This window comes from Klebsiella sp. 7-CIP_Kleb. (assembly GCF_050378655.1).
Classification (GTDB): Bacteria; Pseudomonadota; Gammaproteobacteria; order Enterobacterales; family Enterobacteriaceae; genus Klebsiella; species Klebsiella quasipneumoniae.
The window spans coordinates 1-25,071 of sequence record NZ_JBNRLJ010000018.1 but is presented as its reverse complement, the minus strand read 5'-3'; the positions used below and the strand labels follow the sequence as shown (position 1 = coordinate 25,071).

Below are 25,071 nucleotides of genomic sequence, written 5' to 3'. Positions count from 1 at the left end.
TGAACGCTGCTCTGGTAATGGCTTCTCTGTTGTACCCTCTGCGACGGTACACCGCGCCATTCTGAAGCGTCTCCCGGATCTCCATCAGTCTTCGTGGTCACGCAACTGGAAGCCGTTCTATGAAGGGCTGGTGGATATGCTTCACAAAGGAGAGAGACAGGCAGCGGCTGAATTTGAGAAGGCGACCATTTATTGATGTGATCGAAACAGATGGCGGCAAATTTTTGCACGATATAGTTGACTTTGCATAAAATTGTCCTGTATTCTTCTAATCATGGATACGTACATCCAAATGAAACTGATTCTGAACCCTGCCAACCGGCGGGGTTTTGCTTTTCTGGGGGAAGCGATGCAGCAGCCATATTTTTTTAACCCGGGCATGACCACTCAACAGCTTGAAGACTGACTTGGGCAACAGAAAATCTATCTTGCCCACTTCAACCGTCTGATAGCAGAAAAAGCCGCTCTTGAGGAGCGGCTGAGTCAGATCTCTGCGGAGATTGGGCGAGTCGCTACTGGTAGCTTTGAAGGAATGCTGAGTTTTCCCTGGGATCCCAGTCCTCTTGTGGAAAATCCTCAACAGGATAGTGGCCAGTCGGCAGATTGAGTGACGCCAGGACAGCGGCAGCATCTTCTGACATATAACTGGGCTTTAGTTGACTGGCAATGATAAAGAGACAGTCGTTTAGCGAGAGTCTTCTAATCTCTTCAGGTTTCCACTTGGTCATTTCGAAGATAAGGTGATGAAGAGCCTTATCGTTATCAAGATAATAATAATCCGATGAAAAATGTTTCCTGTACTCATCGAGAATACATTCAAGAGTGAATATTTGTCCTATTCGATACCAAACCTGCCTGGCTCTGTAACTGTGTGAGTCTGCCAGTAATGTTTGGGGGAAGTTGTTATTTTGGCAAACCCGGGACTTGATTACCTGTAAAAGGTCTGAGTACTTACTCATATTTTCACCAGTTGATGTTTTAATCATTTGCGAATCAATTTTATCAAAGAGAAAAACAAGCCGCTACACGCTGATAACATCAGGCTGGGCGGTTATGGTGAGCCGATACCTCAGACAAGCAGAGTATTGAAACCAGAAAGACTGAATGTTAAATTTCTGGTGTGGTGAATCCCCCTATGCGGAGGGGCGTCCAGTCAGTTACAGAACCTGTAAATGCAGCGCGGGCCATGCCGACTGGGGCATGCTCACCGGGAGGCACCCGGCACCACGCAATGCTACTAAGCTATTTGGTAGTGGGGTTGCTGTTTCGGCTTCTCCAGCTATGTTTAAAAGGCAGTAACGGAAAAAGCGAGCGCTCTCCTGGTAAATCGGTAGCTCGGACTATTAGGTACGTCTCGATCCGGTACAGAATCAGTATTGCCTACATTTCTGCCCGTTCCTCTGAGCGGGCTTTTTTTCGTCTGATTAAGGCACTTCAACTAACCAAAAACATTTAAGGGCTGCGCTAATACGTGGCCTTTTTCATTTCTGGCTCACGGATGACTCCTTTTAAGGCTTGTCGCTAAATCAGCCCGATGGGCCTGCCCCCTTTATTCACACAGCACCCCGTTAACCCGGAGGTGAAACTATGGCAAAGCATATGCAAGACAAAGAGAGCATGGCCGGAATCACCTGGCTGGCTCTGCTGATCATTGCTGGTTGGGGCGGACTTGTCCGATTCCTGATGGATGTGAAGCAGGGCAAAGCAAAATGGAGCTGGATAAATGCTTTTGCGCAAATTGTGGTTTCGGCTTTTACCGGGGTCATTGGTGGGCTCATCAGCATTGAAGGTGGGCTGAGTATTTACATGATACTGGCCACTGCCGGTATCAGTGGTGCTATGGGTTCCGTAGCGCTCACGTATTTCTGGGAACGAATCACCGGAGTGAAAGCACAATGACAGCAGACCAGATTATCGAGGGGATCCTCGGCAAGGAGGGTGGTTATGTCGATCATCCGTCGGATAAAGGCGGGCCGACCCGCTGGGGCATCACGCAGACCACCGCCCGTGCACATGGCTACACCGGTGATATGCGGAACCTGCCCAGGGAAACAGCAAAGCAAATCCTGCTGAGCGATTACTGGACCGGCCCCCGGTTTGACCAGGTGGCAGCTCTATCTACGTTACTGGCAGATGAGCTTTGCGACACTGGCGTGAACATGGGGCCATCTGTAGCCAGTAAGTTTTTCCAGCGCTGGCTGACCGCAATGAATATGCGCGGAAAGCTGTATCCCGATCTGATTCCGGATGGCGCCATTGGTCCCCGAACCATCACCGCGCTTAAGGGATACCTTTCCGCCCGCGGGAAAGAGGGTGAACAGGTTCTGTTGCGTGCGCTGAACTGCAGCCAGGGTGCCAGATACCTCGAACTGGCGGAGGGCCGCGAAGCCAACGAGGATTTTCTCTACGGCTGGGTTAAGGAGCGTGTCCTGTGAAGATGATTATTTTCGCTTTGCTTGTGCTGGTGGCTGTGCTCGTTCTGTTACTTCTGCGCAAATATACCCGGCTAGAGTTCGTAGGGCATGCCAGCTTGCTGCTGAAAACGTGGTCTGTAAAGCTGGGAGCTATCGGCGCGCTGGTTGGTGTATGGGCGCAGTCGTTCCCGGATGCTGCGCTGCACGCCTGGGCGGTGCTGCCGCCGGATATCAAAAACATCCTGCCGCCAAATATCGTTGCGTTGATTAGCCCTGCGCTGGTGGTGCTGGCCGTACTATCGCAATACGTACGCCAGCCAGCATTGAAAGAAAAGGCCGACGAACTGAAGGAGCAGCAATGAGCTTTGAAATTATCGCGGGACTGGTGGTCGTCATCCTGGGTGCTATTGCTGGCGCGTTCGGCATTGGTCATGCTCGCGGGGCCAGTAAGGCTAAAGCCAAAGCTGATCAGCAACGTACCGAAGAGAACGCCGCTGCTACTGTCGCCGCGGCAGAACGCCGTGCTGAAGTCACGAAAGGGGCCAGCGATGTACAGGAAGACGTTAAGCGTATGGGCGATGACGATGTTGATCGGGAGTTGCGCGAAAAGTTTACCCGCCCCGGTAGTCGTTGACACGGCCTGCAGCTGGGTGCGGATCATCTACCTGACTGACCACGATATCGATGTGTTGGATAAGCAGACCAAGCGTGACATCCTGGCGCACAACAAAGCAGTGCAGGCCAATTGCTCGCAGCTCACAGAGAAGGGTTCCAGGTAATTCAGCTACAAACGCAGAATACTTTAGGTATTGAAATTTACATGGCCACATGAACAAAAAATCAGAATACGAGACAACAGAGCGCTGAAAAATGAAAAGTTGGTATCTAAGTCAGGTGCATTAAGGCACTATGGATTTTCAATTCCTTCTATCTAAGAAGCTGCCCATGACAAGAAATTCACTCCCTCAACTTCCGCATGGTTATCGATACGGTGACGAGCACTCTATTCACCCTCATTGTGATGGGGATTATTTAGCTCCGCAGGGATGTGTTATCAAGTCCATTAACCTTGTAGATGGGGTGGTTATTTATGTGCCCATCCAACGCTACATCAAGCATCTAGATCTTTGGGTTAATGCCGAAGAAACTGTCGAGTAAATTGTTAGTTACCGGCCTCGTTCGGGAGAGCTGAGAATTGCCATCAAAAGACCAGCAGAGATGCCTGGTGCTCTGGTTGAATGTTCCGGCAAGTTGAAAATGATTGGTTCAATGAGCTCTTTCGATATTTAAATGCTTTCGATAACTTAAATGAAGCTATCATCACGTTATCACTGCCAGCCAACACCAAAACGGCAGTGGTCAGTTAAAAAGCAGAAAAGCCTCTCTCTGTTGGCTCCTGAGAGATTCTTTATACGCTGGTTGGTAGTGACCAAAGGCCGCATAATTTTGCGGCCTTTTTCATTTCTGTAAAATGGAAGTCCTCAGGCGGTTAACGATGCTCTGGACCATGGAAGTGATCTCCACCATGTCCGCCGCTATGAGGCCCAGGGGGAAGGATACATCCTGAAAGAGACAGCGCACCACAGATCACAAAAACAGCAAGCATAATTCTTTTCATAATAACTCCTGAACTAAAGAGCCTTAATTCCAAAACATAAAAGTGAATATTTTATGGAGAATCAGTAATTCCTTTTTCTCCCTCACGTTAAATAGGAATAATCCATGGCAAAACCGGACTGGGGCGAGCTTCAGCGACGGTTCCTGTCCGATCATGCCGCAACCGGCGTATCACCGAAGGATTGGTGTGAAGCGCAGGGACTGAATTACGCTACTGCCCGCCGATACATCAAGAAACCCACTGCGCAAACTGCGCAAAAACCTGCGCAGAAGAAACTGCGCACTGCGCAAAAGGAAAAGTGCGCAGAAGAGCTGGTGGATGATGATGGCCTCACCGATCAGCAACGTTTATTTGTCGCAGAATACCTGAAGGACCACAACGCCACGCAGGCCGCTATCCGTGCCGGGTACAGCAAGAAGACTGCTGAACAAATTGGCTATCAGCTGCTTCAGAAAACTTCAGTTGCGCAGGCCATTGCGCAGCAGCAGAAAGCCTCCATTGTGCGCACGCTTGGCAGAGCTGATGAAGTGCTTGAGCAGATGTGGCGGCTGGCAACATTCGACGCCAACCAACTTTCTCAGTATCGCCGCGGGAGCTGCCGTTACTGCTGGGGCTTCGGTCACCAGTATCAATGGCGCGATGCGGTTGAGTTCGAAGAGAAGCTGGCTGAGGCTTTAGCGAAGAAAGGGAAAGAGCCAAACGACAGAGGCGGCTACGGTTACGACCATACCAGCTCGCCTAACCCGAAATGTCCTCGCTGTAATGGTGATGGCATCGGCCAGCCTTTCTTCGCCGATACGCGCAAGCTGGCGCCTGATGCTGCACTTGCCTATTCCGGCGTTAAGCTCGGAAAGAACGGTGTGGAGATAACCGCTATCAGCCGCGAACTAATGTTCGAGGCGGTGATGAAGCGTCTCGGACTGGCTGATAGTGAATTCGCCCAGCGTCTACAGCAGATTGAAATCGAGCGCCGGCAACTGGAGATCGACCAGCTTCGACAGGAGATAGCCCTGGATAAAAACCCGACGGGATTTGAAGAGGATTATCAACTTCAGCCAATAACTCCCGATGAGGAACCTCCAGATGATCCAATCCTCTAGCAGCGATGCTGTCAGCCTGACACCGAAACAGGCAAATATTTACGTCTGGGGATGGCAGCGCTCAGCGCGTTTCAGGGATGCTGTATGCGGTCGCCGGTTTGGCAAAACATTCCTGGGCAAAGCGGAAATGCGCAGGGCTGCCAGACTGGCGCAGAAATGGAAAGTCAGTGTAGAGGATGAAATCTGGTATTGCGCACCCACACAAAAACAGGCAAAGCGTGTTTTCTGGCGAAGGCTGAAACAATCCATACCTCCACACTGGCGGGCATCGAAGCCGAACGAGACAGAATTATCCATCACTCTTAAAAGCGGACACATAATGCGATGCGTCGGGTTGAATAACTACGATGATTTGCGTGGGTCTGGCTTATTTTTCGTGCTGGTGGATGAATGGGCTGATTGCCCGTATGCAGCATGGGAGGAAGTATTGCGCCCGATGCTGTCGACTTGTCGGTATATCGTAAATGGTGTGCAGTTTATAGGTGGACATGCTCTCCGGATTGGCACACCCAAGGGATTTAACCATTGCTATGATTCATGGCTTGCCGGACAGGATAACCGAGAGCCTGACCATAAAAGCTGGCTTTATACTTCGGTGGATGGTGGAAATGTTCCGCCAGAAGAACTGGAAGCAGCTCGCCGGCGAATGGATCCCAGAACGTTCAGGCAGGAATATGAAGCTTCGTTCGAAAACTATCAGGGCGTTGTCTATTACTGCTTTGATCGCCGTAAAAATCATACTGATGAAACCGTTAAACCAGGTGAAGCGCTGCATATCGGTATGGACTTTAACGTGGGGAAAATGGCGGCAGTGGTTTATGTGCTGCGTGATGGGCTTCCACGGGCTGTAGATGAGTTCATGGATGTATTTGATACTCCGGCAATGATTGAAGCGATTAAGACTCGGTACGAGGAAGGGAAGCACACAATCAATATCTATCCCGATGCTTCAGGGAAAAACAGGAAGTCCAGCAACGCCAGCGAGTCGGATATTTCTCTGCTCTATGATGCTGGATTCTCTGTGCTGGTTAATGACAGCAACCCGGCAGTAAGGGACCGGATAAACGCTGTCAACTCAATGCTATGCAATACCTACGGCGAGCGGAGGATGATGGTTAACACGGTAACTTGCCCGAAATTCACTCAGTGCCTGGAGCGACAGGTCTATAACGATAAAGGCGAGCCAGATAAGAAAGGCGGCTTTGACCACGGCAATGATGGCGGTGGTTATCCAATCGTGTACCTGTTCCCTGTCAACGCTACAGCGTTCGACATCACCCTCGATACGACATTCTGATATGGCCAATAATGATATTACTTACGTCCGCCCTGAGGTCAGGGCGGCGATGCCCGTGTGGAAAAAAATTCGTGACGTGTGCAAAGGGGCTGATGCTGTAAAGGCCGCCGGGAATGAATACCTCCCTTTTCTGGATCCGTCCGATAAGTCTGCACGCAATAAAAAGCGCAATGCTGATTACATTCAGCGCGCCGTTTTCTACGCGATAACGGGCAATACAAAGGTGGGTTTACTGGGGCTGGCATTCAGAAAAGACCCGACCATGACCGCGCCGGATAAACTGAATTATCTTCGTGATAACGCCGATGGTGCTGGTGCCAGCATTTATCAGCAGTCCCAGCAGGTTACAGAAAATATTCTGGAGGCCGCGCGCGAGGGGCTTTATACGGATTATGCAGCTGAGACCGACGAGGCGATCATCCTTCGTTATCAGGCAGAAAGTATCATTAACTGGCGCACCAAACGCATCAATGGACGTGATCAACTGGTGCTGGTGGTTTTACGCGAATGCATGGAAAAGGAAGATGGTTTTGCGTACGAGGATGAAATCCAGTATCGCGAACTTGCCCTGGAGGACGGCAAGTTTATCTGCAGGGTGTGGCGAAAGTCGGCCGATGCAGGGTCTTTTTCTGTCGATTCTGAGTATCACCCGAAGCCTAAAGGTGAGGATTTTTGGGATGAGATCCCCTTTACCTTTGTTGGCGCACAAAATAACGATCCCAGCATCGACGAGTCGCCTTTAGCCGCCCTCGTTGAAATTAACCTTGGTCATTATCGAAATTCGGCGGATTACGAAGACAGCGTATTTTTCTGCGGTCAGGTTCAGCCGGTGATTTCCGGGCTTGATACCGCCTGGCGTGACTGGCTGCAGGATAAGGGAATTCGTGTCGGTTCTCGTTCTCCATTCCTGCTGCCGAAGGAGGGGAGTTTTACCTATGCTCAGGCGCAACCAAACACCCTGGCTAAAGAGGCGATGGACAGTAAGCGTGATTATTCTGTTCAGCTTGGCGCCCGGCTTATCGAGCAGAACGGCGCGGTTAAAACCGCCACGCAATCCAGCGGCGAGCAAACCGCATCCACATCGGTGCTCGGCATTTGCGTTTCCAATGTCTCGGAGGCCTATACGCTGGCGCTCGGCTGGTGCGCCAGATATCTCGGCATAAAAGGCGAGGAATATCGTTACAGCATCAATCAGGAGTTTATCGCCAAAGTCGCAGAATCCGGCATGGTAACGGCAATCGTCAATGCCTGGCAGTACGGTGCGATTCGCGACACTGATATGGTCAGAGCTCTGCAGAGGCTTGACCTGATAGATCCTGCTGACGACCCTGAAACTGTCATTGACGCTATTCGTAACGGCGCGCCTAACCTGATTGGTGGCAATAATGGCAACGGCGAATGACAAACTGCATGATGAATCCATAGCCCACGCTATATGGGTTAGTCGCTACAGCACCGGCGTTGCCAACAGGATGATAAAAGTCCTGAATGACAGCGACGCCGAACTTACCGCAAGGTTGCTGGTGGCTATTGATACGCTGGACGCTGAGAGCTTTACCGTTTCTAGGCTGGAAGCGTTACTGGTAAGCGTCAGGGCGATAAACAAGGATGCGATTCAGTCGATGTATGCAGCTCTTACTGCCGAGTTGCAGGAACTGGCGAAGCACGAAGCCACTTTTCAGATGAGCCTCTTCCAGTTTGCCATTCCCGACGATGTTCTTGCTCTTCATCCGCTGGTGGGCATCTCCCCGGATGCGGTTTATGCCGCGGCGATGGGGCGTCCATTCCAGGGACGTTTGCTGAGTGAATGGGCCAGCAACCTCGAAGCTGATCGGATGGCGCGGATGTCCAATACGGTGCGGCAGGGATTCCTGCTGGGCGATACGCAGGAGCAAATCGCAAAAAAGGTCCGTGGCCATGCTAATCGTGGTTACCAGGATGGTGCGCTGCAGATGAGCCGGGCCAATGCAGCCAGCATTGCAAAAACGGCAGTAGGGCATCTTGCATCGGCAGCCAGACAAAGCTTTGCGTCGGCGAACGACGACATTCTGAAGGGTAAGCAGTGGTTATCTACTTTGGATAACCGGACATCAAAGGATTGTCGGATCCGCGACCGTCTCAAGTACACGCTGGATAATAAACCGATAGGGCACAAGGTGCCTTATCTGCAGGGACCTGGAAAAATCCACTTTTGCTGTCGGAGCACTGAAACTTACATCCTGAAATCGTCCGAGGAGTTGGGTATCAAAGTCGGCGAAATCAAGAATAGCTCGCGCGCCAGCATGGATGGACAGGTTCCGGCTGATACGAATTACCAGGACTGGTTCTCCCGGCAGTCGTTCACGCGACAAGCTGAGATTGTCGGAGAAACGCGCGCCAGGCTGATTCGTGATTGCGGCATGTCTCCCGATGAGTTCTACAACGACAGGGGCGAGTGGCTGACGCTTGACCAATTGCGCAACCTTGACGCGCAGGCGTTTAAGGATGCCAGAGTGTGATAGAGTAAATTCGTGGTGAATGCAGGATGCTGACCTGCGCGCCAAAGCGTCCCGTGAGAAACGGGCAAGCCGGAAACCAGACTCACTTCGGTGAGTCCCCGCCGTTCTGAAGTATCAGAATGCCGTGGCAGCACCGGCCACCACACCTAATTGTATTGTCAGTGGCTAGGGTCGCTCCCGAAAAGCGGAATCGTCACCGCCTACCACCAATAACCCGACAAGCAACGAGACGAGGTTGTTATGGATTCAAAAAAACAAAGAGACCTTATTGCAAGCCTGTATGAAGAGCTGGTAATCGCAAGAGGGCTCATTAAAGAGATTTGCACAGTGCGAAGCATTGCAGAGCCAAAGTCTTCTTTGCAGAGAATGGATAAAGCCATTAAAGATGCAAAAGAATACATGCTAGAAAATAGCTAAATGAAGAGGTCGCCTTAGCGCGGCTTTTTTATTATCTGAAATTTACAACAGGCTGCCTAAGGGCGGCCTTTTTTATTGGGCCAGGCCCACAGTTACTATCCCAAGGGGACAACATGCTTATTCGTAACATGCTCATTAAATATTATTCGGCAGCTGGCAGCGAAGGTGGTGAAGGTGGCGGTTCCGGCGGCGGAGCGCCTGAGATTACGCCGGAAATCCAGAAGTTGATCGATGAGCAAGTCAGCGCTCAGGTTTCTGGCCTGAAAAATAAAAATAGCGAGCTGCTTGGTAAGCTCAAAGAGTCCACCGAGTCGCTTAAACGTTTTGATGGTATCGACCCCGACGCGGTGAAAACCATTCTCCAGCGCTTTTCCGACGATGAGGAAGCGCAGCTGATTGCCGCCGGGAAAGTTGATGAGGTTCTGGATAAACGCACTGAGCGGCTACGTGCTGATGTTGATAAGCAAATCAAAGCCGCTAATGAACGCGCTGAAAAGGCGGAAGCGTTCTCCAACAAATTCCGTGATCGTGTCCTGGGTGATGCTATCCGCAGCGCAGCGCTTAAGGCAGGCGCGCTGCCAGAAGCATCCGACGATCTGATTCTTCGTGCTAAAGGCACATTCCAGCTCAACGACGAAGGCGAGGCCGTAGCAGTTGATGCAAATGGCGATGTTCTGTTCGGTAAAGACGGCAAAACTCCGCTCACCCCGGTTGAGTGGGCTGAATCTCTGAAAGAGACGGCCCCGCACCTGTTCCCGCGCGCCGAAGGCTCCGGGGCTGGTGGTCATAAACCCGGTGGCGGGGGCGGTAGTCTGAAACGTTCAGAAATGAGCTCAAGCGACAAAGCGGACTACATCCGCAAACATGGCCAGCAGGCCTATCTCAAATTGCCTAAGTAAGGACTAATCAATGCCTACGACCGTAAACAGTGACCTGATTATCTATGACGACCTCGCGCAGACTGCGTTTCTTGAGCGTCGCCAGGATAATCTGGAAGTCTTCAACGCCGCTTCAAACGGCGCAATCATTCTCGACAACGAACTGATCGAGGGTGATTTTCGCAAGCGCACCTTCTATAAAGTTGGTGGTTCTATCGAATCGCGCAACGTTAACTCCACCGACCCGGTAACGGGTAAAAAAATCGGTGCCGGTGAATCTGTCAGCGTTAAGGCGCCGTGGAAATACGGCCCGTATGAAACCACGGAGGAGGCGTTTAAACGTCGGGGTCGCGACGTTAGCGAATTCTCCGAGGTGATCGGCGTCGACGTCGCTGATGCAACGCTTGAAGGTTATATCAAGTATGCCCTACAGGGTCTTGTTGCAGCCATTGGCGCAAATGCTGACATGACGGTATCCGCGGATATTGCCACTGATGGTAAGAAAACGCTGACCCGTGGCCTGCGTAAATACGGCGATAAATTTAACCGTGTTGCGCTGTTCGTTATGCATTCCACGACCTATTTCGACATTGTTGATCAGGCTATCGACAACAAAATTTACGAAGAAGCTGGCGTGGTGGTTTATGGCGGACAGCCAGGCACGTTGGGTAAACCGGTGCTGGTAACTGACACCATGCCAGTTGATGCGATTCTGGGGCTGGTGGCCGGCGCGGTATCCGTAACGGAATCACAGGCTCCGGGCTTCCGTTCCTACGATATCAACGACCAGGAAAACCTTGCCATTGGCTATCGCGCAGAGGGCACGGTTAACGTTGAACTGCTGGGTTACAGCTGGGATGAGACGAAGGGCGCAAACCCTGACCTGACCAAAATCGGCACCGGCGCGAACTGGAAGAAACATTTCACCAGTAACAAATCCACTGCAGGCGTACTGATTAAGCTGGAAGCCCCTGCGGGGGAGTAACCCTGTCAGTGGATAAAACTTCCGCAACTGCTGACAGTACCGACGCGGTGACCGTTTCGCTCAAGTACACCAGAAATGGTGCAGGAGTCTCCGGGGCATCTGTGGCGTGGACGTCTACAGGCGGCACACTCAGTGCTTCGACGTCACAGACAGGGTCTGCTGGTGGCTCGACGGTGAAACTCACCTCTGCTACGGCCGGCTCCTTCACGGTGACGGCTACCGTTGACGGCGTGGTGAAAACAACTGAAGCGATCGCGTTCACTGCTCCAGCGGGTGGTTAACTGACGGGGCGAAAGCCCCGTTTCTTTTGGTGAGGATCCGATGACCGTTTATATAACAATCCAGGACGTTGACGAGTTGCTGGGGGATACCTGGGCTGCCGCCGACAAAAAGGCTAAAGCCGTGCTCCAGGCAAACACCTGGATGACGGCGCTTAACCTTCAGGATATCGACCCGGAGCATATTCCTGAAGAAGTTAAGCAAGCCGGAGCGTTTATCGCTTCCGTAGCCGCTGCAGGCAATCTGTATCAGCAAAAAACAGATTCCGGCGTGGTGACGAGCAAAAGCGTTGAGGCCGACGATGTGAAGGTTTCCCGCACTTTTGCCGAGCTTTCAACCACCAGCACTGAATTACTCGATCCTGATTTGCAGCTGGCGCTGGATATGCTCAAACCGTGGATGATTAACCCTTTCCAGACGTTCTTTGTGAGGGCGTGATATGTCCGATTTGAAGGTGGTCCCATTTCAAAAGCCCAGCCATCACAACCTCGATAACGACCAGGTTATTCGCCTGCTGAAACAGGCTCTGGAGAGAGCCGAAAACGGCGGCTGCCACAGTGTCGCAGTGATACTGCTTGATGATGAGGGTAACGCGATTGATTGCTGGCATAACGGTGGACGCCCCTATGTGATGGTTGGCGCTATGGAGTCGCTTAAAACCGACTTTATCCATGCTCATATTGAGCGGCGGTAAGGGGGTAACATGCAAAATCCATATGTGCATTATGCCGGCGACGGGCTCGGTCCCCGCGATGTGTTTGTGAATGGAAACCCGATCAGACATGTCGTTTACGCAAACCAGGCAAAGGGTGTTGTAGAGTTTGCTCCGCTCCCGCTGCGGGTTAAGCGCAATGGCGAAATTTATACCCGCAAATTCCACGGTACAGTGATCGTTAAACCTCAGCAGCGTATTGGTGGGTGCAATGGGCATTCGTGACGAGCTGCAAACCGAAGTCGCCGCGGCATTCGATACCGACCTGCAGGATGCCGTTAAGGATTTCACTGGGTCATATACCGTTCGGGGTGCCTGGGACCCGGTGACGGAAACCGGCACTGAAACGCAGGTGACTTACTCGGGGCGTGGAGTGCTGGCGCGCTATAAGCTGCGCCGTATCGATGGCGTTAACATTCTGCATGGTGATGTGAAGCTAACCGCCCTGGTTAACGAGGTGACTGATAAGCCGGCCGTCGGGCATATCATCACCGCACCGGATCCGGTTACGAGTGAGCTTCAGCGCTACGAGGTCATCACCGCTTCTGCCGACTCTGCTGGCGCTGCGTACTCCATTCAACTGCGGAGAGCGTGATATGGCTAAGGGCTGGAATATCGACCCGGCGGCATTCGCCGGGCTGGTGGAAGACGATGTGAGGTTACGGCAGAGAACCATCGCCATTCAGATGCTGAATGAAATCGTTCAGCGATCGCCTGTAGGAAACCCGGAGCTGTGGGCCATCAACGCGACCGCGGTTCAGTACAACAAAGCTGTTGGGGAATGGAACGAATCTCTTTATGCCGATCCTGCCAACCTGACAAAGACAGGCCGTCTCAGAAAGAAAGTCCGTGTTAATGACAGCATGGATATCAGGCGGCCGGCTGAGTATCGCGCAGGAACCTTCAGGGCATCGCATTTCGTCAGCATCGGCGAACCTGATCATTCCGTCCCGACCGAACCGGATCCGCGCGGGACAATGACGTTTCTTAATGGCAAAAATATCATTGACCAGGCGCCAGCCTACTCGGTGATTTACATCCAGTCGAACCTGCCTTACTCCGTGCCTCTGGAGAATGGCCACTCAACACAGGCGCCGACAGGCGTCTATGCCCTCTCGTTTAATGGTGTAATTCAGGCCTACAAATGACCCTTACAGAAATCAGAAACGCTGTCATTTCCCGAATGGCGGCACAGACCGCTATTGCCTCTGATGCGGTGGATTATCCCAATGGTCCTGTATTTGACCCCAGCAACCGCGATATCTGGGCCCGCCTCACCAACATTGCAGGACAGGCTGGCGCAACCGAGATCGGGGATGGGCCAGTCGTCCACAGGACGGGCTTACTCATCATTCAGCTGTTTGTTCCGGTCGGATCCGGGACGTTGCTTATCTCCCGAACGGCCGACCAGCTAACGGAGCTATTCGAGTTTAAGGACGACGGAAAGCTGAGTTATTTCGCTGTTTCTGCTGTGCCGGCGGGTGAGACCGATGGCTGGTTACAGCTCAATCTTCAAATTCCTTATCGCGCTCTGTAGCGCACAAAAAACAGGAGGCTCCTGTGAGCTCAGGTGCAAAAGTAGTAGCCGCGTTTATTCGCGAGACAACACCAGGAATCACGCCTACAGCAGGGGCGTGGAACCTGCTGCGTCGTTCTTCATTTGGTCTGAAACCAACGCAGAACACAAATGATAATGACGAAATCGCTGGTGACCGCATGGCGCAGGGTGTTTCACGCGGCACAGTGGATGTCGGCGGCGATGTCGGCACGCGGTTTCGCTGGAACCAGCATGATGATTTTCTTGCCAGCTGCTTCGGTTCCGAATGGCTAAATAACGTGCTGACGATGGGTAATGGTCGCATTACGTTCTCCGTGGCGACTTTTGCCAGTGATGTGGGGATCGCCCAGATTGCCCGCGGTTGCCAGGTTGGCACCTTCCAGATGGAAATCCCGGCCGATGGTGATATCACTGCAACCATTACGTTTGCAGGGCTGGACTGGGAGACGAAGGGGGACGATACCAGCTATTTCACCGCGCCGGTGGATTTAGCGGGGGCGCTGCGTTACTCCTTTAAAGAGGTCACGAACATCCGGCTAAATGGTGTTGATGGCGGGACAGGTTTCTGCGTCGACACCTTCAACATCCAGTTCAACAACAATATGCAGACTCAGCGCTGCATTGGTACCGGTTCGGCGTTCGCCGGCGCAAACATTCCGACAACCTTTACCCCGTCAGGTCAAATCACGCTGTCATGGTCAAAGGCAGCCTGGGAGGTTTACAAAAAAACGTTCACCGGCGAAACGGTGCCGTTTAGCTTCACCCTGGAGAATGCTGAAGGCGCCTATACCTTCGATTTCCCGGAAGTGCAGATCTCTGGCGACTGGCCGGATGCGGGGAGCACTGACATTGTTCAGGTTCAGCTGGATATCACCGCGGCCAATACTCCGCCAACTATCACCCGCGTTCCCAAAGTGCCGGCGACGGCAATCAGTGTTGCGCCAGCCACTTCAACTGGGGCCGTGGGATCTACTGTGACGTTAACCGCCACGCTTACGCCAGCTGATTCAACTGATACCGTCCAGTGGACGTCATCGGATCCGACTATCGCCAGCGTGGTTTCTACCGGGCAGAAAACAGCGAAAGTCACACGTAACGCAGCCGGTACTGCAACCATCACCGGTAAGGCCCGCACCTTTACCGCAACGTCTGAAATCACCGTTACCGCGCCTTAATTTACCTGGCCCGTTCTGCAGTCATCGCGGATCGGGCTTTTTTGGGAGTCTTTATGCTGATTATTTCTTCTCAAATTGATTTGAACGGAGAACGCTGGTTTTTCCCTTACAAAAAGCCAGCAGGAAGTAAAAAGAAATTCACGCCGGAAGACGAGGCGCTATTTAAACTCCGTCTGCTGGTGGCCAGTAGCGAGAATCCACAATACCGCTCACGCAATGCGCTGGTGCGGCGCCATATCGACAAAATGGACGCGAGCTACCAGGTCGGTACGGATGCTTTCGATCTCGCCAGTGTGGGCGAGATTGACTCGGTTGATGATCTTCTCATCGACAATTGCGCGCGCTTTCTTCTGAAAGACTGGGAAGGCGTGGGGGAGTTGGTGGATGGTACGGAGACAGCGGTAGCGTATACACCGGAGCGTGGTGTTGCGTTACTGAAGCAAAACCCCTCTCTGTACTGGCTTATTCTGGCTGAGGCGGCGAATATTGCTCAGGGTAAGGAGCAGCAGACTCAGGAAACCGTAAAAAAGCCATAGAGGCCCAAAAATGGCTAAAGGAATTCGCCGGCGAGCAGGGCGAGAAAGCAAAGTGGCGCAGGGAGAAACTAAATCTCCCGCCCATTCCAGAGCCTGAAATCGATGCAGTCACTGGCGAGATCCTCAACGCTTACGCCATGATATCGCGCGGCAGGAAGTATGCCGGCATGGCCGGAGTGCCGCTCCCTCTATCCCTGAACGATATCGAGCTTTACCTGGCATCGCGCACCATCCTGATCGACCGCATTGAATTTGATGCAGCGATACTGGCCCTTGATGATGCCTGGAGGGATGAGTGGGCAGAGGCACAGAAACGTGCAGCAGATAAGAAAGGAAGCAACTGACCTACCATTAATGGTGGTCCATGCTCCTGAAAGTCGATGATAGGATGTTTCCGATTGCAATCAAAGGAAACATATAATGAAAAAAGTCATCGCTTTGGCGCTTGGAGCGCTGTTACTTTCTGGTTGTACAGTACGTGTTGCAGATTTGACTGTGGCGAGTACTAAAAATTACAACCTCAATGGGGGTAAGTTCTATAAAGGGAAACGTGTAACAGCAGAAGATAGCTATCCGGTTATCATCTTCCCTCTTGGCATCCCGAACGTTAAAACAGCCGCTGATCGAGCGATTGAAAAAGATCGCTGTGCAGTTGGTCTGTCTGACGTAGTTGTCACTCAACTTAACCACTCCTTCCTGTTCGGTAAGATTGGTCTGCGTGTTGAGGGTAATCTTGTGATTGACCGCAGCCTGCCGGGTTGTGAGAACGCAAGCTGAATGATAAAGCCACCATCGGGTGGCTTTTTAATTTATGGGGTAGACAAGTGAAGATTATTGGATACTTAGCGATTGTAATAGGGGTGATCTTTGCTGTATCGGCGCTATTTATGGATGTGACAGTAGCGACAAGCGGTGGCTATAGGGTTAACAATCTTGGATTAATGTCATCGCGCCAAAATTATATGATATTTGGAGGTTTCGTAGCCATCGCAGGTATCATTATTGCTCTGGTGGGAGATAAGCTAAAAGCGTCCGGAACTTCAGTCAAATGCCCTTACTGCGCAGAATTAATAAATTCCGAAGCGGTGAAGTGCAAGCATTGCGGGAGTGATGTAACTCCTTCGAAGATAATAGCTAACACTGACAATACTGGAGCTAGTGATAGGCTGGCTGATGTCAATGTAAAGTTAATCGCTGGAATTGCAATTACTGTCTTTGCGGTGATTATCGTAGCAATAATGTTTTACCGCCAATGAAGTAAAGACCCGACAGTTTCAAAAAGTTCCAACCTCGCTTTGGCGGGGTTTTTTATTGCCCGGAGAAAAGCACGTGACAGAACAAACCTCCCGCCTGGCCATTATTATTGACAGCTCTGGGGCAGAAAAGCAGGCTGACAATCTCGCAACTGCACTTGTAAAAATGACGCAGGCAGGTGAACGTGCTGCCACCAGTGCAGGGAAAGTGACAAAGGCCACTGATGAAGAAAAACAGTCCCTTTCTGAACTTTTAGATCGTATCGACCCGGTAAACGCCGCGCTGAACAAACTGGATAAACAGCAGCAGGATCTTGCGAAATTCAAATCCAAGGGGATGGTAGATACCGATACATTCGATCTTTATTCAAAGAAAATCGAGGAAACACGAAACAGGCTAACAGGATTTCGCGACGACCTTGGTAAAACCGGCCAATCCGCCGCCCAGACTGCCTATGCCATGCGCATGATCCCGGCTCAGATGACAGATATTGTTGTCGGCTTATCCACCGGTCAGTCTCCGTTTATGGTGCTGATGCAGCAGGGCGGGCAGTTGAAAGATATGTTCGGGGGTATTATTCCTGCAATTAAAGGCGTATCCACCTACGTCATGGGGTTGGTAAATCCATTTACAGTAGCTGCGGGGGCAGTTGGTCTTCTCACTTATGCTGTTTATCAAAATCGGCTGGACATTGAAGCGGCAACACAAATTGCTACAGAGTCGCTTGGCACTAACGGTGATGCTGCCGAGCGTCTTGCACTTAATATGGTTGCGATATCCGATAAGACGGGGCTGGCGATCGAAGATGTCGGCAATATGTTTATCACTACGAATGACGGTGCCAGCGAGGCAGTAAATAAATTAATTGATGTGGGGTTTAGTTACGATGAAGCACGACAAAAAGTATCACAATATAAAGATTCGGCTAATTTTACGGCTCTGAATGCAGATATTGATATGCATCGTCGAGAGATCCTGAAAATAGGCGACTCATGGACGGCTGCGGCTATAAAGGTCAAAAATTATTACACAGCAGCCGACAAAGGTAAGCAGAATGTTGCCCTTGGTGGTGCAATAGACCCCACAATGAGATTTATCGGCCAGGCTATCGACCTGCAATCAACGATGAATGTTTTGACCATTCAGGGTAATAAAGCTGTTGAAGAGTCTGTTGACTGGATTAATAAGGAGTATCTGGCGGCAGACAGAGTTGCCGGTGCAGAAGCTCGGTTAAAGGAGGCAAGAGAGCAGTCCAGAAAAATTGCTTTCTCAGGAAATAAAGAAGCCATCGAACAGGCAAATGCGCTAATTGCTGTACGAGAAAAGGAACTTGAGCAGGCTAAAAAGGCTGGACAGCCTAAGACCCACAAAGGAAAAGCCTATACAGAGGACGCGGCAACCCGGCTGCTTGATCAAATAAACCAGCAGACAGCTGCCTTGCAGTCACAACTGGATGCCAGTGACAAGCTTAACAGCGCAACCCAGGCACGTGTTAAGTTCGAACAGCAAATTACTAACCTCAAGTCTAAAACGCAGCTCACCGCTGACCAGAAATCGATCCTTTCCCGTTCAGATGAAATCCTCCAGGCGTATAAGCAGCAGGAGGCACTGCAAAACTCCGTAAAAACCCTGGATGATTACCGGAAAATGCAGGAACAGGTAAAGACGAAGGATGAGCGGACCAACGATCTGCTTAAAACCCGTCTTGAACTGCTGGAGAAAGCCAAAGCAACCGGGCAACTAAAACCCGGTGAATATGAAAAAACACGGGCAGATATTTATCAAAACACCGATATGCAACTGCCCGCGACGGTTCGTAATGTTGTAGGAAACCTGACACCCACAGGAGGGCGACTCTCTGGAACTTTTGAGGGGATGCAGGGGCAAATCAACGAATATGACCAGGCTCAGCAAGAGCTCCAGCGCTGGCTGGCAGCTCAGGAGGAAGCTTATGCGAAGGCCGGTGAAATAACTGCCGAGGGTGAGGCCAGAATGACCTCTATTCGTCAACGTGCGGCGGATGCAAATCAGGTCATAGAGGCTCAGAAAAACACCATCATATCTGCGGCAACGCAGTCCTTGTTTGACAGTACCGCCGACATCATGCGAACGGGGTTTGGTGAGCAATCGGCAATCTACAAGGTCGCTTTTGCTGCGAGCAAGGCATTCGCTATCGCGGACTCGATGGTGAAAATCCAGCAGGCTATAGCAAGCGGTGCAGTAAGCGCGCCTTATCCGGCCAACATCATCGCTATGGCCTCAATCGCTGCGCAGACCGCCAGTATCGTCTCAAATATTCAGGCTGTTTCAGGCGTTGGCTTCGCCTCCGGCGGTTACACCGGCCCCGGTGGTAAGTATCAGCCAGCGGGTATTGTTCACAAAGGAGAGTACGTCTTCGACCAGGCATCAACGAACCGGATCGGCGTGTCTCAGCTTGAGGCACTTCGAAATGGCCAACCGCTTGATGCAACTCTGGGGCGCACAGGGTTTGGTACTGGTGTTCAGAACGTTAACAGCGATAACCGTAGGCAAACAACTGTACACGCGCCGATTAATCAGGAGTTTCATCTCCAGGGTATTACTCCGGAGCAGTTGAGCGCTACACTCAATCAGAATAATCGACAGCTTTCCAGGCAGTTAAAAGGTGAACTCACAAAGGAGGTTACCATGCCACAAGGGGCTTTTGGCAACGCTCTAAAAGGAAACTATACACGACACGGTCCTAGGTAAGCTAAACTGCATTAGCTGAGACTTGATTAGGTAGGTAAGTCTAACAATCTGAGTAGGTGCAAGAAAACACAAGGATCTTATTAATGGAAGCGTTGTTAACATTTACATTTAAAGACTTCATAGCTTTTATGATTCCTCTTTTTATTGGTGGACTTATCTTCAATAGGAGACGTAAACGTAAGGAGGTCCGAGTGAAGTTTTCATTTCTTTGGCTTGTTTTGATAGTCGGTGGAATTCTTGAAATATGCGATGATATCTACACAATATATTCCTATAGGCATAATCACTTATATAATAATGATACGCTTACAACCGTGTTTAACTATGATTTTGCAAAAATTGTTTTTTGTGGGGTTTTGATTTTTGTTTCTATTGCGCTTCTTCTTCAGGAGTTGCTTTTAAATAAGCAGTCACATTGACGAATATTGCCTGTCGGCACATTGCCCTTTTTATTTTGATATGGGGCTGTGCCGAAACAATGTAAGCTCAAATTAAAGTCAATAAAATTAGTGTATTGATAATGCTGTGTTTTTGATTTCTTTTAGCTCTTGAGATGAGTTGATGAATATATCGCCTTGTGTGTTTGTGTCGGTTTAAAAAGATTTTTATCTTCGTTAATCTGAACCAAAAAATCAGAGTTTTCTTCGATTCCATCGTGCTTTATTCTGAAATGAATACCCTCCTGAGGTTAATGGTGAAATTTTATTCGAGATACTTTACCGGGAGACTGCATGACTGATATCTACTACCCACATGACAGCCTCCCTATGCCATTACAGGAAGGATACGGATTTCAGCCTGTAAGCCCGTTAAAACGAACCCAGTTAACCACCGGTCGCGCGAGGCAAAGGCGAGCTTTTACGTCCACGCCGACACAGGCCAGCATCACCTGGTTTATGGAAACCGATGCGCAGGGCCTGGCGTTTGAGTCCTGGTTCCGTGATGCGTTATCTGACGGGGCTGCATGGTTCATGATGAAGTTGCAGACGCCGTCAGGCATTAAGTTTTACAAATGCCGCTTCACAGATATTTATCAGGGACCGGTGCTAGTGGCCCCGATTTACTGGAAGTACACGGCGACGCTTGAATTATGGGAACGCCCCCTTGCTCCTGCTCCATGGGGTAATTACCCGGAATGGATCGTCGGCAGCTCACTGCTGGATATTGCGCTGAATAAGGAGTGGCCGAAGCATGACGCAGATTAAACGCCTCTACGCCAGCAGCGGCCCGGAGGTGATCATTGAAACGCTGCAGATCACCATTGGTTCTGACGTCCATTATCTGTGCCAGGGTTACGAGAGCATCACGGCAACGACGGAGAACGGCGATACCGTAACGTTTACCGCCTGTTCGATAGACATTGCGCTGCCGGCGCGCAATGCGGACGGCACGCAGGACCTCAAATTTGCCTTGTGCAATATCGATGGTGTTGTGTCCACGGCGATCCGCAATGCGCTGGCTAACCGTCTGTCTGCATTTCTGACGTACCGGCGTTATATCTCCACGGATTTAGCGGCCCCTGCGGAAGTGCCGTATACGCTGAAAATCAAGTCGGGCTCCTGGACGGCGACAGAGGTGCAGATCACTGCGGGCTACATGAATATCCTCGATACCGCCTGGCCGCGATACCGCTACACGCTCCCTGCATTCCCCGGACTGCGTTATATCAGCTAAGGAATCCCAATGTTTAACCCTGATAAATACCGCTCAGTCACCTGGCTGAAGGGCGGGCGCGTATACCCGCAACTCGACTGTTTCGGCATTGTGAACGAGATACGCCGCGACCTGAATTTACCCGTCTGGCCCGATTTTGCAGGGGTCACCAAAGACGACGGCGGCCTCGACCGGGAAGCGCGCAGGATGATGCTTACCCTTGAGCGCTGCGAACCCTGCGAAGGGGCCGGGGTGGCCTGTTATTCCGGGTCGACTGTCACCCACGTAGGGATCGTGGTCAGTATCGATGGTCTGTTGCATGTGGCGGAATGCAACCCGGGTACGAACGTCACCTTTCTGCCGTTGCCGCGGTTTAAGCGCCGATTTGTCAAAGTGGAGTTCTGGCAATGACCATTCGTTTTTACCCGTCCCGGCTTCCCGGTGAACCACTCGAAACGCATGAGCATGGTGTAACCAGTATTCGCAAGTGGCTGGTGGCAAATGTCGAAAACTATACCGATCGGGATGTCCCACCGCTGACCGTTGAGGTTGGGGGGCAGTCAATTCCGCCAGGCGACTGGGCTACCTGCGTGATCCGCCCTGATAGTGATGTCCGGCTTTATCCGGTCCCCTTCGGGCTGGAGGCCGCGACCATTGCGTGGATAGGTGTCGGTATCTCCGTTGCCGCTGCAGCCTATTCGCTGTTTATGATGAGCACCATTGATACGGGCGGCTATACCTCATCCACAGGGCGGAGTCTCGACCTGAACCCGGCAAAGGCGAATACCGCAAAACTCGGTGATGCCATTCGTGAGGTATTTGGCCGGGTGCGTATCTACCCTGATTATGTTGTGCAGCCGGTTACCCGGTTTGATGCCGCCGATCCTACGAAAATGCGCGTCCAGATGCTGCTGTGTCTCGGTGTCGGTGATCTGATTTATACCAATGGCGATATCAGGGTTGGCAGTACGCCAGCTTCAACGCTACCGGGATTTAGCAGCACCCATTACCCGCCAGGCGCGGACGTTTCCGGTGATGAGCGCAGCGAAAACTGGGTCAACTCCACCGAAGTGGGCGGGACGTCATCCGGCACCGGGCTGGATATGGCCCAGACGTCGCCGGACGCAGACGACATTATCGCAGCCAGCATGACCGTCTCCGGATCGAGCGTGACGTTTACGGGGCTGGATACGGATGATGATGACGATAATGACGAGAACGATAACGCACTGCCGCCCAGCTGGGTCGCTGGCGCCGTGGTCGAACTTAAAGCCCCGGCGAACTACCAGATCACCACGGCGGCCGGATACAGCGTTATCGCAAGCCCGCTGCTGACGGAGATCGCGCCGGTAGTAGGTATGCCGGTGACGCTGGGGTTTAACTCTGTCGATTACGATCTGTTTATCGCGTCATATACCCCCGGTCAGGCTGCAGTACCCGGCACCGGGGGGAGTGCGGCAAAAGTCCAGGCCAGTGCGGCCCCGACCACCTACGATTTTTCGACCAGCTCCAGCACGTTCACGATCACCTGGCAGGGGGTTACCTATCCGGTGTCGCTGGTGGCTAACTACGTCTCGATGTCGGGACTGCTGGCGGCCATCACCGAGGGACTCACCGGCTCCGGCCTGGTTGCGCAGGACAACGGCGGCACCGTACTGATAACCGAGTCGGCCAGTCCGTTCGCGGGTGGGGCGATCACGTCCTCTTCGCTGCCTGCAGCTGTTTTCGGTGATGCCCCGGTTTACACCTCCGGCACGGCATCAACCGGCGGCAGCCCGGCGGTAACGGCGAATGTGACACTCGCCTATAACTCTGCCACGGGAACGGCCTTTTCCGGCATGCCGGAGGGGGTGCAACGGCTTTCACTTGCTCACCGCGGGAATGAGTACCGCATTGTCTCTGCCGACGGCACGACGGCGACGGTGGCGCGCCTGGTTTCCGGTGCCGTTGATGAGTCATGGCCGGGATTCTCCGCCCGGACGATGATCGACTATGAGGCCACTGGTCTTAACGACACGCTGAGCTGGCTGGGGCCGTTCCTGGTTTGCCCTGAGAATGAGACCGTCGATATGTTCGAGGTGAATTTCTCCTTCCCGAACGGCATCTGTGGCTTTGACAGCAAGGGGAAAAAGCGGCTTCGGCATGTTGAGTGGGAGATTCAGTATCGCGTCTACGGTTCCGGATCGGGGTGGGTGAGTCACCAGGGAGAGTATGCGCTTAAAAACGTCAACGGGCTGGGATTCACTGAGCGGATCACCCTCAGCTCTCCGGGACTGGTAGAGGTTCGCTGCCGTCGCCGCAATGAGCAGGGCTCAAACAACGCGCGAGACAGTATGTACTGGCAGGCACTGCGCGGGCGACTGCTGACGCGCCCTTCATCCTATCCCGGCGTGTCGCTGATGGCGGTGACCGTTGAGACGGGCGGGAAGCTGGCGGCGCAGTCGGACCGCCGCGTAAATGTTGTGGCCACGCGGGCCTACGACTCAGGAACGGCCAGAACCATTTCGGGAGCGCTGCTGCATGTCGCGAACTCTCTTGGGCTGGAAATGGATGTCGACACCATCAACGCGCTGGAGTCCGCGTACTGGACGCCACGGGGAGAGTATTTCGATTTCGCTACCGGCGACAGTATCTCTGCGCTGGAAATGCTGCAGAAGATAGCCAATGCCGGGAAGTCACGTTTTCTGCTGAGTGATGGCCTGGCGACGGTCAACCGTGAGGGGATTAAGCCCTGGACTGGCGTGATCACTCCGCATGAGATGTTGGAGGAGCTGCAGAGCGGATTTACCGTACCGTCCGACGATGATTTTGACGGTGTCGACGTGACGTACATCAACGGCGTCACCTGGGCAGAGGAGACCGTTAAATGCCGGACGCCTGATAATCCCACGCCGGTGAAAATCGAGAACTACAAACTCGATGGGGTACTGAATCAGGATCACGCCTATCAGATCGGCATGCGTCGCCTGATGAAATACCTGCAGCAGCGGGTGACGTTCCAGACCACTACCGAGCTGGACGCGCTGTGCTACAACACGGGAGATCGCATTGTGCTCACGGATGATATTCCGGGTAACAACACGATTTCCTGTCTGGTGGAGGCGATGACAACGGCTGGTGGCGTGACAACGTTTACCGTTACGGAGCCGCTGGACTGGTCTTTCGAAAATCCCCGCGCGCTGATCCGCTATCAGGATGGCTCTGCATCCGGGCTGATGGTGGCGAGCAGGGTGGGCGATTTTCAGCTGTCAGTCCCGCACCTGAGCGAGTTTGATGACCCGATGAAGGTTGACCTGTCGTCGGCAACCATCGAGCCGATCCGCCTGGTGTTCTGCGGATCAACGCGCCACGTCTACGACGCCATTGTAGAGGAGATCGCTCCGCAGTCAGACGGAACCTGTCAGGTCACCGCTAAAGAATACCTCGAATCGTTCTACCAGTTCGACGACGCCACATACCCCGGCGACGCTGCTTAATACCAAAAAAATCCCTTTCAACTTTTCTTTCGCTCAAACCCTCGTTTGGGCGAACGCCTTTTTTGGAGCAAAAAAACATGGCCTTTAACCCGGAGCTGGGGAGCACGTCTCCCGCTGTGCTGCTCAATAACGCTGAGCGCCTGGATAAGCTGGTCAATGGGTCTGCGCTGACTGAGCCGGATCGCGCTGGCGTTGAGCTGGATACCTGGCGCGGAATGATGGCGAAGAATGAAGCCCTTACAGAGGAGACACGACAGAATCTGATTCCTCTAAGCCGTCAGTACATGACCCTGGCTGATGCTCAGGCTGATATCGCGAACATACCAGAGGGCAGCACAACTTATGTACGTAGTGCAGGCGGTAATTCGCTGGCAGACGAGTACATCAACAACGGTGGAACGCTGGAGGCCACAGGGCGCAAAATGCCGTCATATGAGTTGATTGAACCGCTGATCAACCTCATCGAATCTGTTTTGTATGCCGACAATGAC

The 25,071-nt window shown here is 52.2% G+C and carries 32 protein-coding genes and 1 pseudogene; 32 read left to right on the top strand and 1 reads right to left on the bottom strand.

Going from position 1 to position 25,071, the window contains the following annotated elements:
- Positions 1–196, top strand: a 196-nt coding sequence (locus ACQUTI_RS25785; RefSeq protein ID WP_428923420.1) for an antitermination protein, incomplete at its 5' end; no start/stop codon positions are given.
- Between the two features lie 316 nt (positions 197–512).
- On the opposite strand, the gene ACQUTI_RS25780 is transcribed toward ACQUTI_RS25785, so the two are convergent.
- Positions 513–986, bottom strand: a complete 474-nt coding sequence (locus ACQUTI_RS25780) for an ECs1072 family phage-associated protein (protein WP_004216292.1) — start codon at positions 984–986, stop codon at positions 513–515.
- Between the two features lie 613 nt (positions 987–1,599).
- Between ACQUTI_RS25780 and ACQUTI_RS25775 the strand changes: the two genes are divergently transcribed.
- The 31 genes and pseudogenes from ACQUTI_RS25775 to ACQUTI_RS25625 form a co-directional block, all read left to right on the top strand.
- Positions 1,600–1,899, top strand: coding sequence for a phage holin family protein (locus ACQUTI_RS25775; protein ID WP_024176410.1), 300 nt, complete (start codon positions 1,600–1,602; stop codon positions 1,897–1,899).
- Entirely contained in the window at positions 1,896–2,435 is a 540-nt protein-coding gene (locus tag ACQUTI_RS25770; protein WP_004184488.1) for a glycoside hydrolase family 108 protein, read from the top strand. Before ACQUTI_RS25775 ends, ACQUTI_RS25770 begins: the two co-directional genes overlap by 4 nt.
- The gene (locus tag ACQUTI_RS25765; RefSeq protein ID WP_004190674.1) at positions 2,432–2,776 is read left to right on the top strand and encodes a hypothetical protein; all 345 of its coding nucleotides are present in this window, start codon (positions 2,432–2,434) and stop codon (positions 2,774–2,776) included. The genes ACQUTI_RS25770 and ACQUTI_RS25765 overlap by 4 nt, the downstream gene beginning before the upstream one ends.
- A complete protein-coding gene (locus ACQUTI_RS25760; protein ID WP_004190672.1) occupies positions 2,773–3,048 on the top strand; it encodes a hypothetical protein in 276 nt (91 codons plus the stop codon). Before ACQUTI_RS25765 ends, ACQUTI_RS25760 begins: the two co-directional genes overlap by 4 nt.
- The gene (locus tag ACQUTI_RS25755; protein WP_019405025.1) at positions 2,999–3,193 is read left to right on the top strand and encodes a hypothetical protein; all 195 of its coding nucleotides are present in this window, start codon (positions 2,999–3,001) and stop codon (positions 3,191–3,193) included. The genes ACQUTI_RS25760 and ACQUTI_RS25755 overlap by 50 nt, the downstream gene beginning before the upstream one ends.
- Positions 3,194–4,136: 943 nt before the next feature.
- Positions 4,137–5,132: a terminase small subunit gene (locus ACQUTI_RS25750; RefSeq protein ID WP_428923419.1), complete on the top strand. Its 996-nt coding sequence runs from the start codon at positions 4,137–4,139 to the stop codon at positions 5,130–5,132.
- On the top strand, positions 5,116–6,429 hold the full coding sequence (locus ACQUTI_RS25745) for a terminase large subunit domain-containing protein (protein WP_016946682.1): 1,314 nt from the start codon (positions 5,116–5,118) through the stop codon (positions 6,427–6,429). The genes ACQUTI_RS25750 and ACQUTI_RS25745 overlap by 17 nt, the downstream gene beginning before the upstream one ends.
- Before the next feature lies 1 nt (position 6,430).
- Positions 6,431–7,831, top strand: coding sequence for a DUF4055 domain-containing protein (locus ACQUTI_RS25740; protein ID WP_047694609.1), 1,401 nt, complete (start codon positions 6,431–6,433; stop codon positions 7,829–7,831).
- A complete protein-coding gene (locus ACQUTI_RS25735; RefSeq protein ID WP_110232247.1) occupies positions 7,815–8,927 on the top strand; it encodes a phage minor head protein in 1,113 nt (370 codons plus the stop codon). Before ACQUTI_RS25740 ends, ACQUTI_RS25735 begins: the two co-directional genes overlap by 17 nt.
- Before the next feature lie 240 nt (positions 8,928–9,167).
- Positions 9,168–9,344: a hypothetical protein gene (locus tag ACQUTI_RS25730; protein WP_167877566.1), complete on the top strand. Its 177-nt coding sequence runs from the start codon at positions 9,168–9,170 to the stop codon at positions 9,342–9,344.
- 113 nt (positions 9,345–9,457) lie between these two features.
- The gene (locus tag ACQUTI_RS25725) at positions 9,458–10,243 is read left to right on the top strand and encodes a hypothetical protein (RefSeq protein ID WP_032423789.1); all 786 of its coding nucleotides are present in this window, start codon (positions 9,458–9,460) and stop codon (positions 10,241–10,243) included.
- 10 nt (positions 10,244–10,253) lie between these two features.
- Positions 10,254–11,207, top strand: coding sequence for a major capsid protein (locus tag ACQUTI_RS25720; RefSeq protein WP_004190653.1), 954 nt, complete (start codon positions 10,254–10,256; stop codon positions 11,205–11,207).
- Between the two features lie 8 nt (positions 11,208–11,215).
- Complete coding sequence (locus tag ACQUTI_RS25715; protein ID WP_151391665.1) at positions 11,216–11,488, top strand: Ig-like domain-containing protein; 273 nt, start codon at positions 11,216–11,218, stop codon at positions 11,486–11,488.
- 40 nt (positions 11,489–11,528) lie between these two features.
- The gene (locus ACQUTI_RS25710) at positions 11,529–11,924 is read left to right on the top strand and encodes a hypothetical protein (protein WP_023300922.1); all 396 of its coding nucleotides are present in this window, start codon (positions 11,529–11,531) and stop codon (positions 11,922–11,924) included.
- 1 nt (position 11,925) lies between these two features.
- Entirely contained in the window at positions 11,926–12,180 is a 255-nt protein-coding gene (locus ACQUTI_RS25705; protein WP_004190649.1) for a hypothetical protein, read from the top strand.
- Positions 12,181–12,189: 9 nt separating this feature from the next.
- On the top strand, positions 12,190–12,423 hold the full coding sequence (locus tag ACQUTI_RS25700) for a hypothetical protein (RefSeq protein WP_110232246.1): 234 nt from the start codon (positions 12,190–12,192) through the stop codon (positions 12,421–12,423).
- Positions 12,410–12,793 carry a glutamate 5-kinase gene (locus tag ACQUTI_RS25695; RefSeq protein ID WP_110232245.1) on the top strand — a complete coding sequence of 128 codons (384 nt, stop codon included), beginning with the start codon at positions 12,410–12,412 and terminating at the stop codon, positions 12,791–12,793. Before ACQUTI_RS25700 ends, ACQUTI_RS25695 begins: the two co-directional genes overlap by 14 nt.
- Before the next feature lies 1 nt (position 12,794).
- Positions 12,795–13,346, top strand: coding sequence for a hypothetical protein (locus tag ACQUTI_RS25690; RefSeq protein ID WP_110232244.1), 552 nt, complete (start codon positions 12,795–12,797; stop codon positions 13,344–13,346).
- On the top strand, positions 13,343–13,735 hold the full coding sequence (locus ACQUTI_RS25685) for a phage tail terminator-like protein (RefSeq protein WP_004190640.1): 393 nt from the start codon (positions 13,343–13,345) through the stop codon (positions 13,733–13,735). The genes ACQUTI_RS25690 and ACQUTI_RS25685 overlap by 4 nt, the downstream gene beginning before the upstream one ends.
- Positions 13,736–13,758: 23 nt before the next feature.
- Positions 13,759–14,931 carry a phage tail tube protein gene (locus ACQUTI_RS25680; protein ID WP_004217341.1) on the top strand — a complete coding sequence of 391 codons (1,173 nt, stop codon included), beginning with the start codon at positions 13,759–13,761 and terminating at the stop codon, positions 14,929–14,931.
- A gap of 53 nt (positions 14,932–14,984) precedes the next feature.
- On the top strand, positions 14,985–15,467 hold the full coding sequence (locus ACQUTI_RS25675; RefSeq protein WP_008807841.1) for a hypothetical protein: 483 nt from the start codon (positions 14,985–14,987) through the stop codon (positions 15,465–15,467).
- Between the two features lie 167 nt (positions 15,468–15,634).
- Positions 15,635–15,811 carry a hypothetical protein gene (locus tag ACQUTI_RS25670; protein ID WP_023287528.1) on the top strand — a complete coding sequence of 59 codons (177 nt, stop codon included), beginning with the start codon at positions 15,635–15,637 and terminating at the stop codon, positions 15,809–15,811.
- Positions 15,812–15,887: 76 nt separating this feature from the next.
- On the top strand, positions 15,888–16,244 hold the full coding sequence (locus ACQUTI_RS25665) for a hypothetical protein (RefSeq protein WP_004217333.1): 357 nt from the start codon (positions 15,888–15,890) through the stop codon (positions 16,242–16,244).
- Positions 16,245–16,291: 47 nt separating this feature from the next.
- A complete protein-coding gene (locus ACQUTI_RS25660) occupies positions 16,292–16,723 on the top strand; it encodes a zinc ribbon domain-containing protein (RefSeq protein WP_016946673.1) in 432 nt (143 codons plus the stop codon).
- Between the two features lie 73 nt (positions 16,724–16,796).
- Complete coding sequence (locus tag ACQUTI_RS25655) at positions 16,797–19,451, top strand: phage tail length tape measure family protein (protein WP_110232242.1); 2,655 nt, start codon at positions 16,797–16,799, stop codon at positions 19,449–19,451.
- Between the two features lie 83 nt (positions 19,452–19,534).
- The gene (locus ACQUTI_RS25650; RefSeq protein WP_110232241.1) at positions 19,535–19,870 is read left to right on the top strand and encodes a hypothetical protein; all 336 of its coding nucleotides are present in this window, start codon (positions 19,535–19,537) and stop codon (positions 19,868–19,870) included.
- Positions 19,871–20,182: 312 nt separating this feature from the next.
- Positions 20,183–20,656: a hypothetical protein gene (locus ACQUTI_RS25645; RefSeq protein WP_023282516.1), complete on the top strand. Its 474-nt coding sequence runs from the start codon at positions 20,183–20,185 to the stop codon at positions 20,654–20,656.
- Complete coding sequence (locus tag ACQUTI_RS25640) at positions 20,643–21,125, top strand: DUF1833 family protein (protein ID WP_023282517.1); 483 nt, start codon at positions 20,643–20,645, stop codon at positions 21,123–21,125. Before ACQUTI_RS25645 ends, ACQUTI_RS25640 begins: the two co-directional genes overlap by 14 nt.
- A 9-nt stretch (positions 21,126–21,134) precedes the next feature.
- Positions 21,135–21,515 (top strand): hypothetical protein, encoded by a 381-nt coding sequence (locus ACQUTI_RS25635; protein ID WP_004152651.1) that lies wholly within the window; start codon positions 21,135–21,137, stop codon positions 21,513–21,515.
- Positions 21,512–24,580, top strand: a complete 3,069-nt coding sequence (locus tag ACQUTI_RS25630) for a host specificity factor TipJ family phage tail protein (RefSeq protein WP_110232240.1) — start codon at positions 21,512–21,514, stop codon at positions 24,578–24,580. The genes ACQUTI_RS25635 and ACQUTI_RS25630 overlap by 4 nt, the downstream gene beginning before the upstream one ends.
- 77 nt (positions 24,581–24,657) lie before the next feature.
- Positions 24,658–25,071 (top strand): annotated as a pseudogene (locus tag ACQUTI_RS25625) (flagellar biosynthesis protein); the annotation flags it as partial.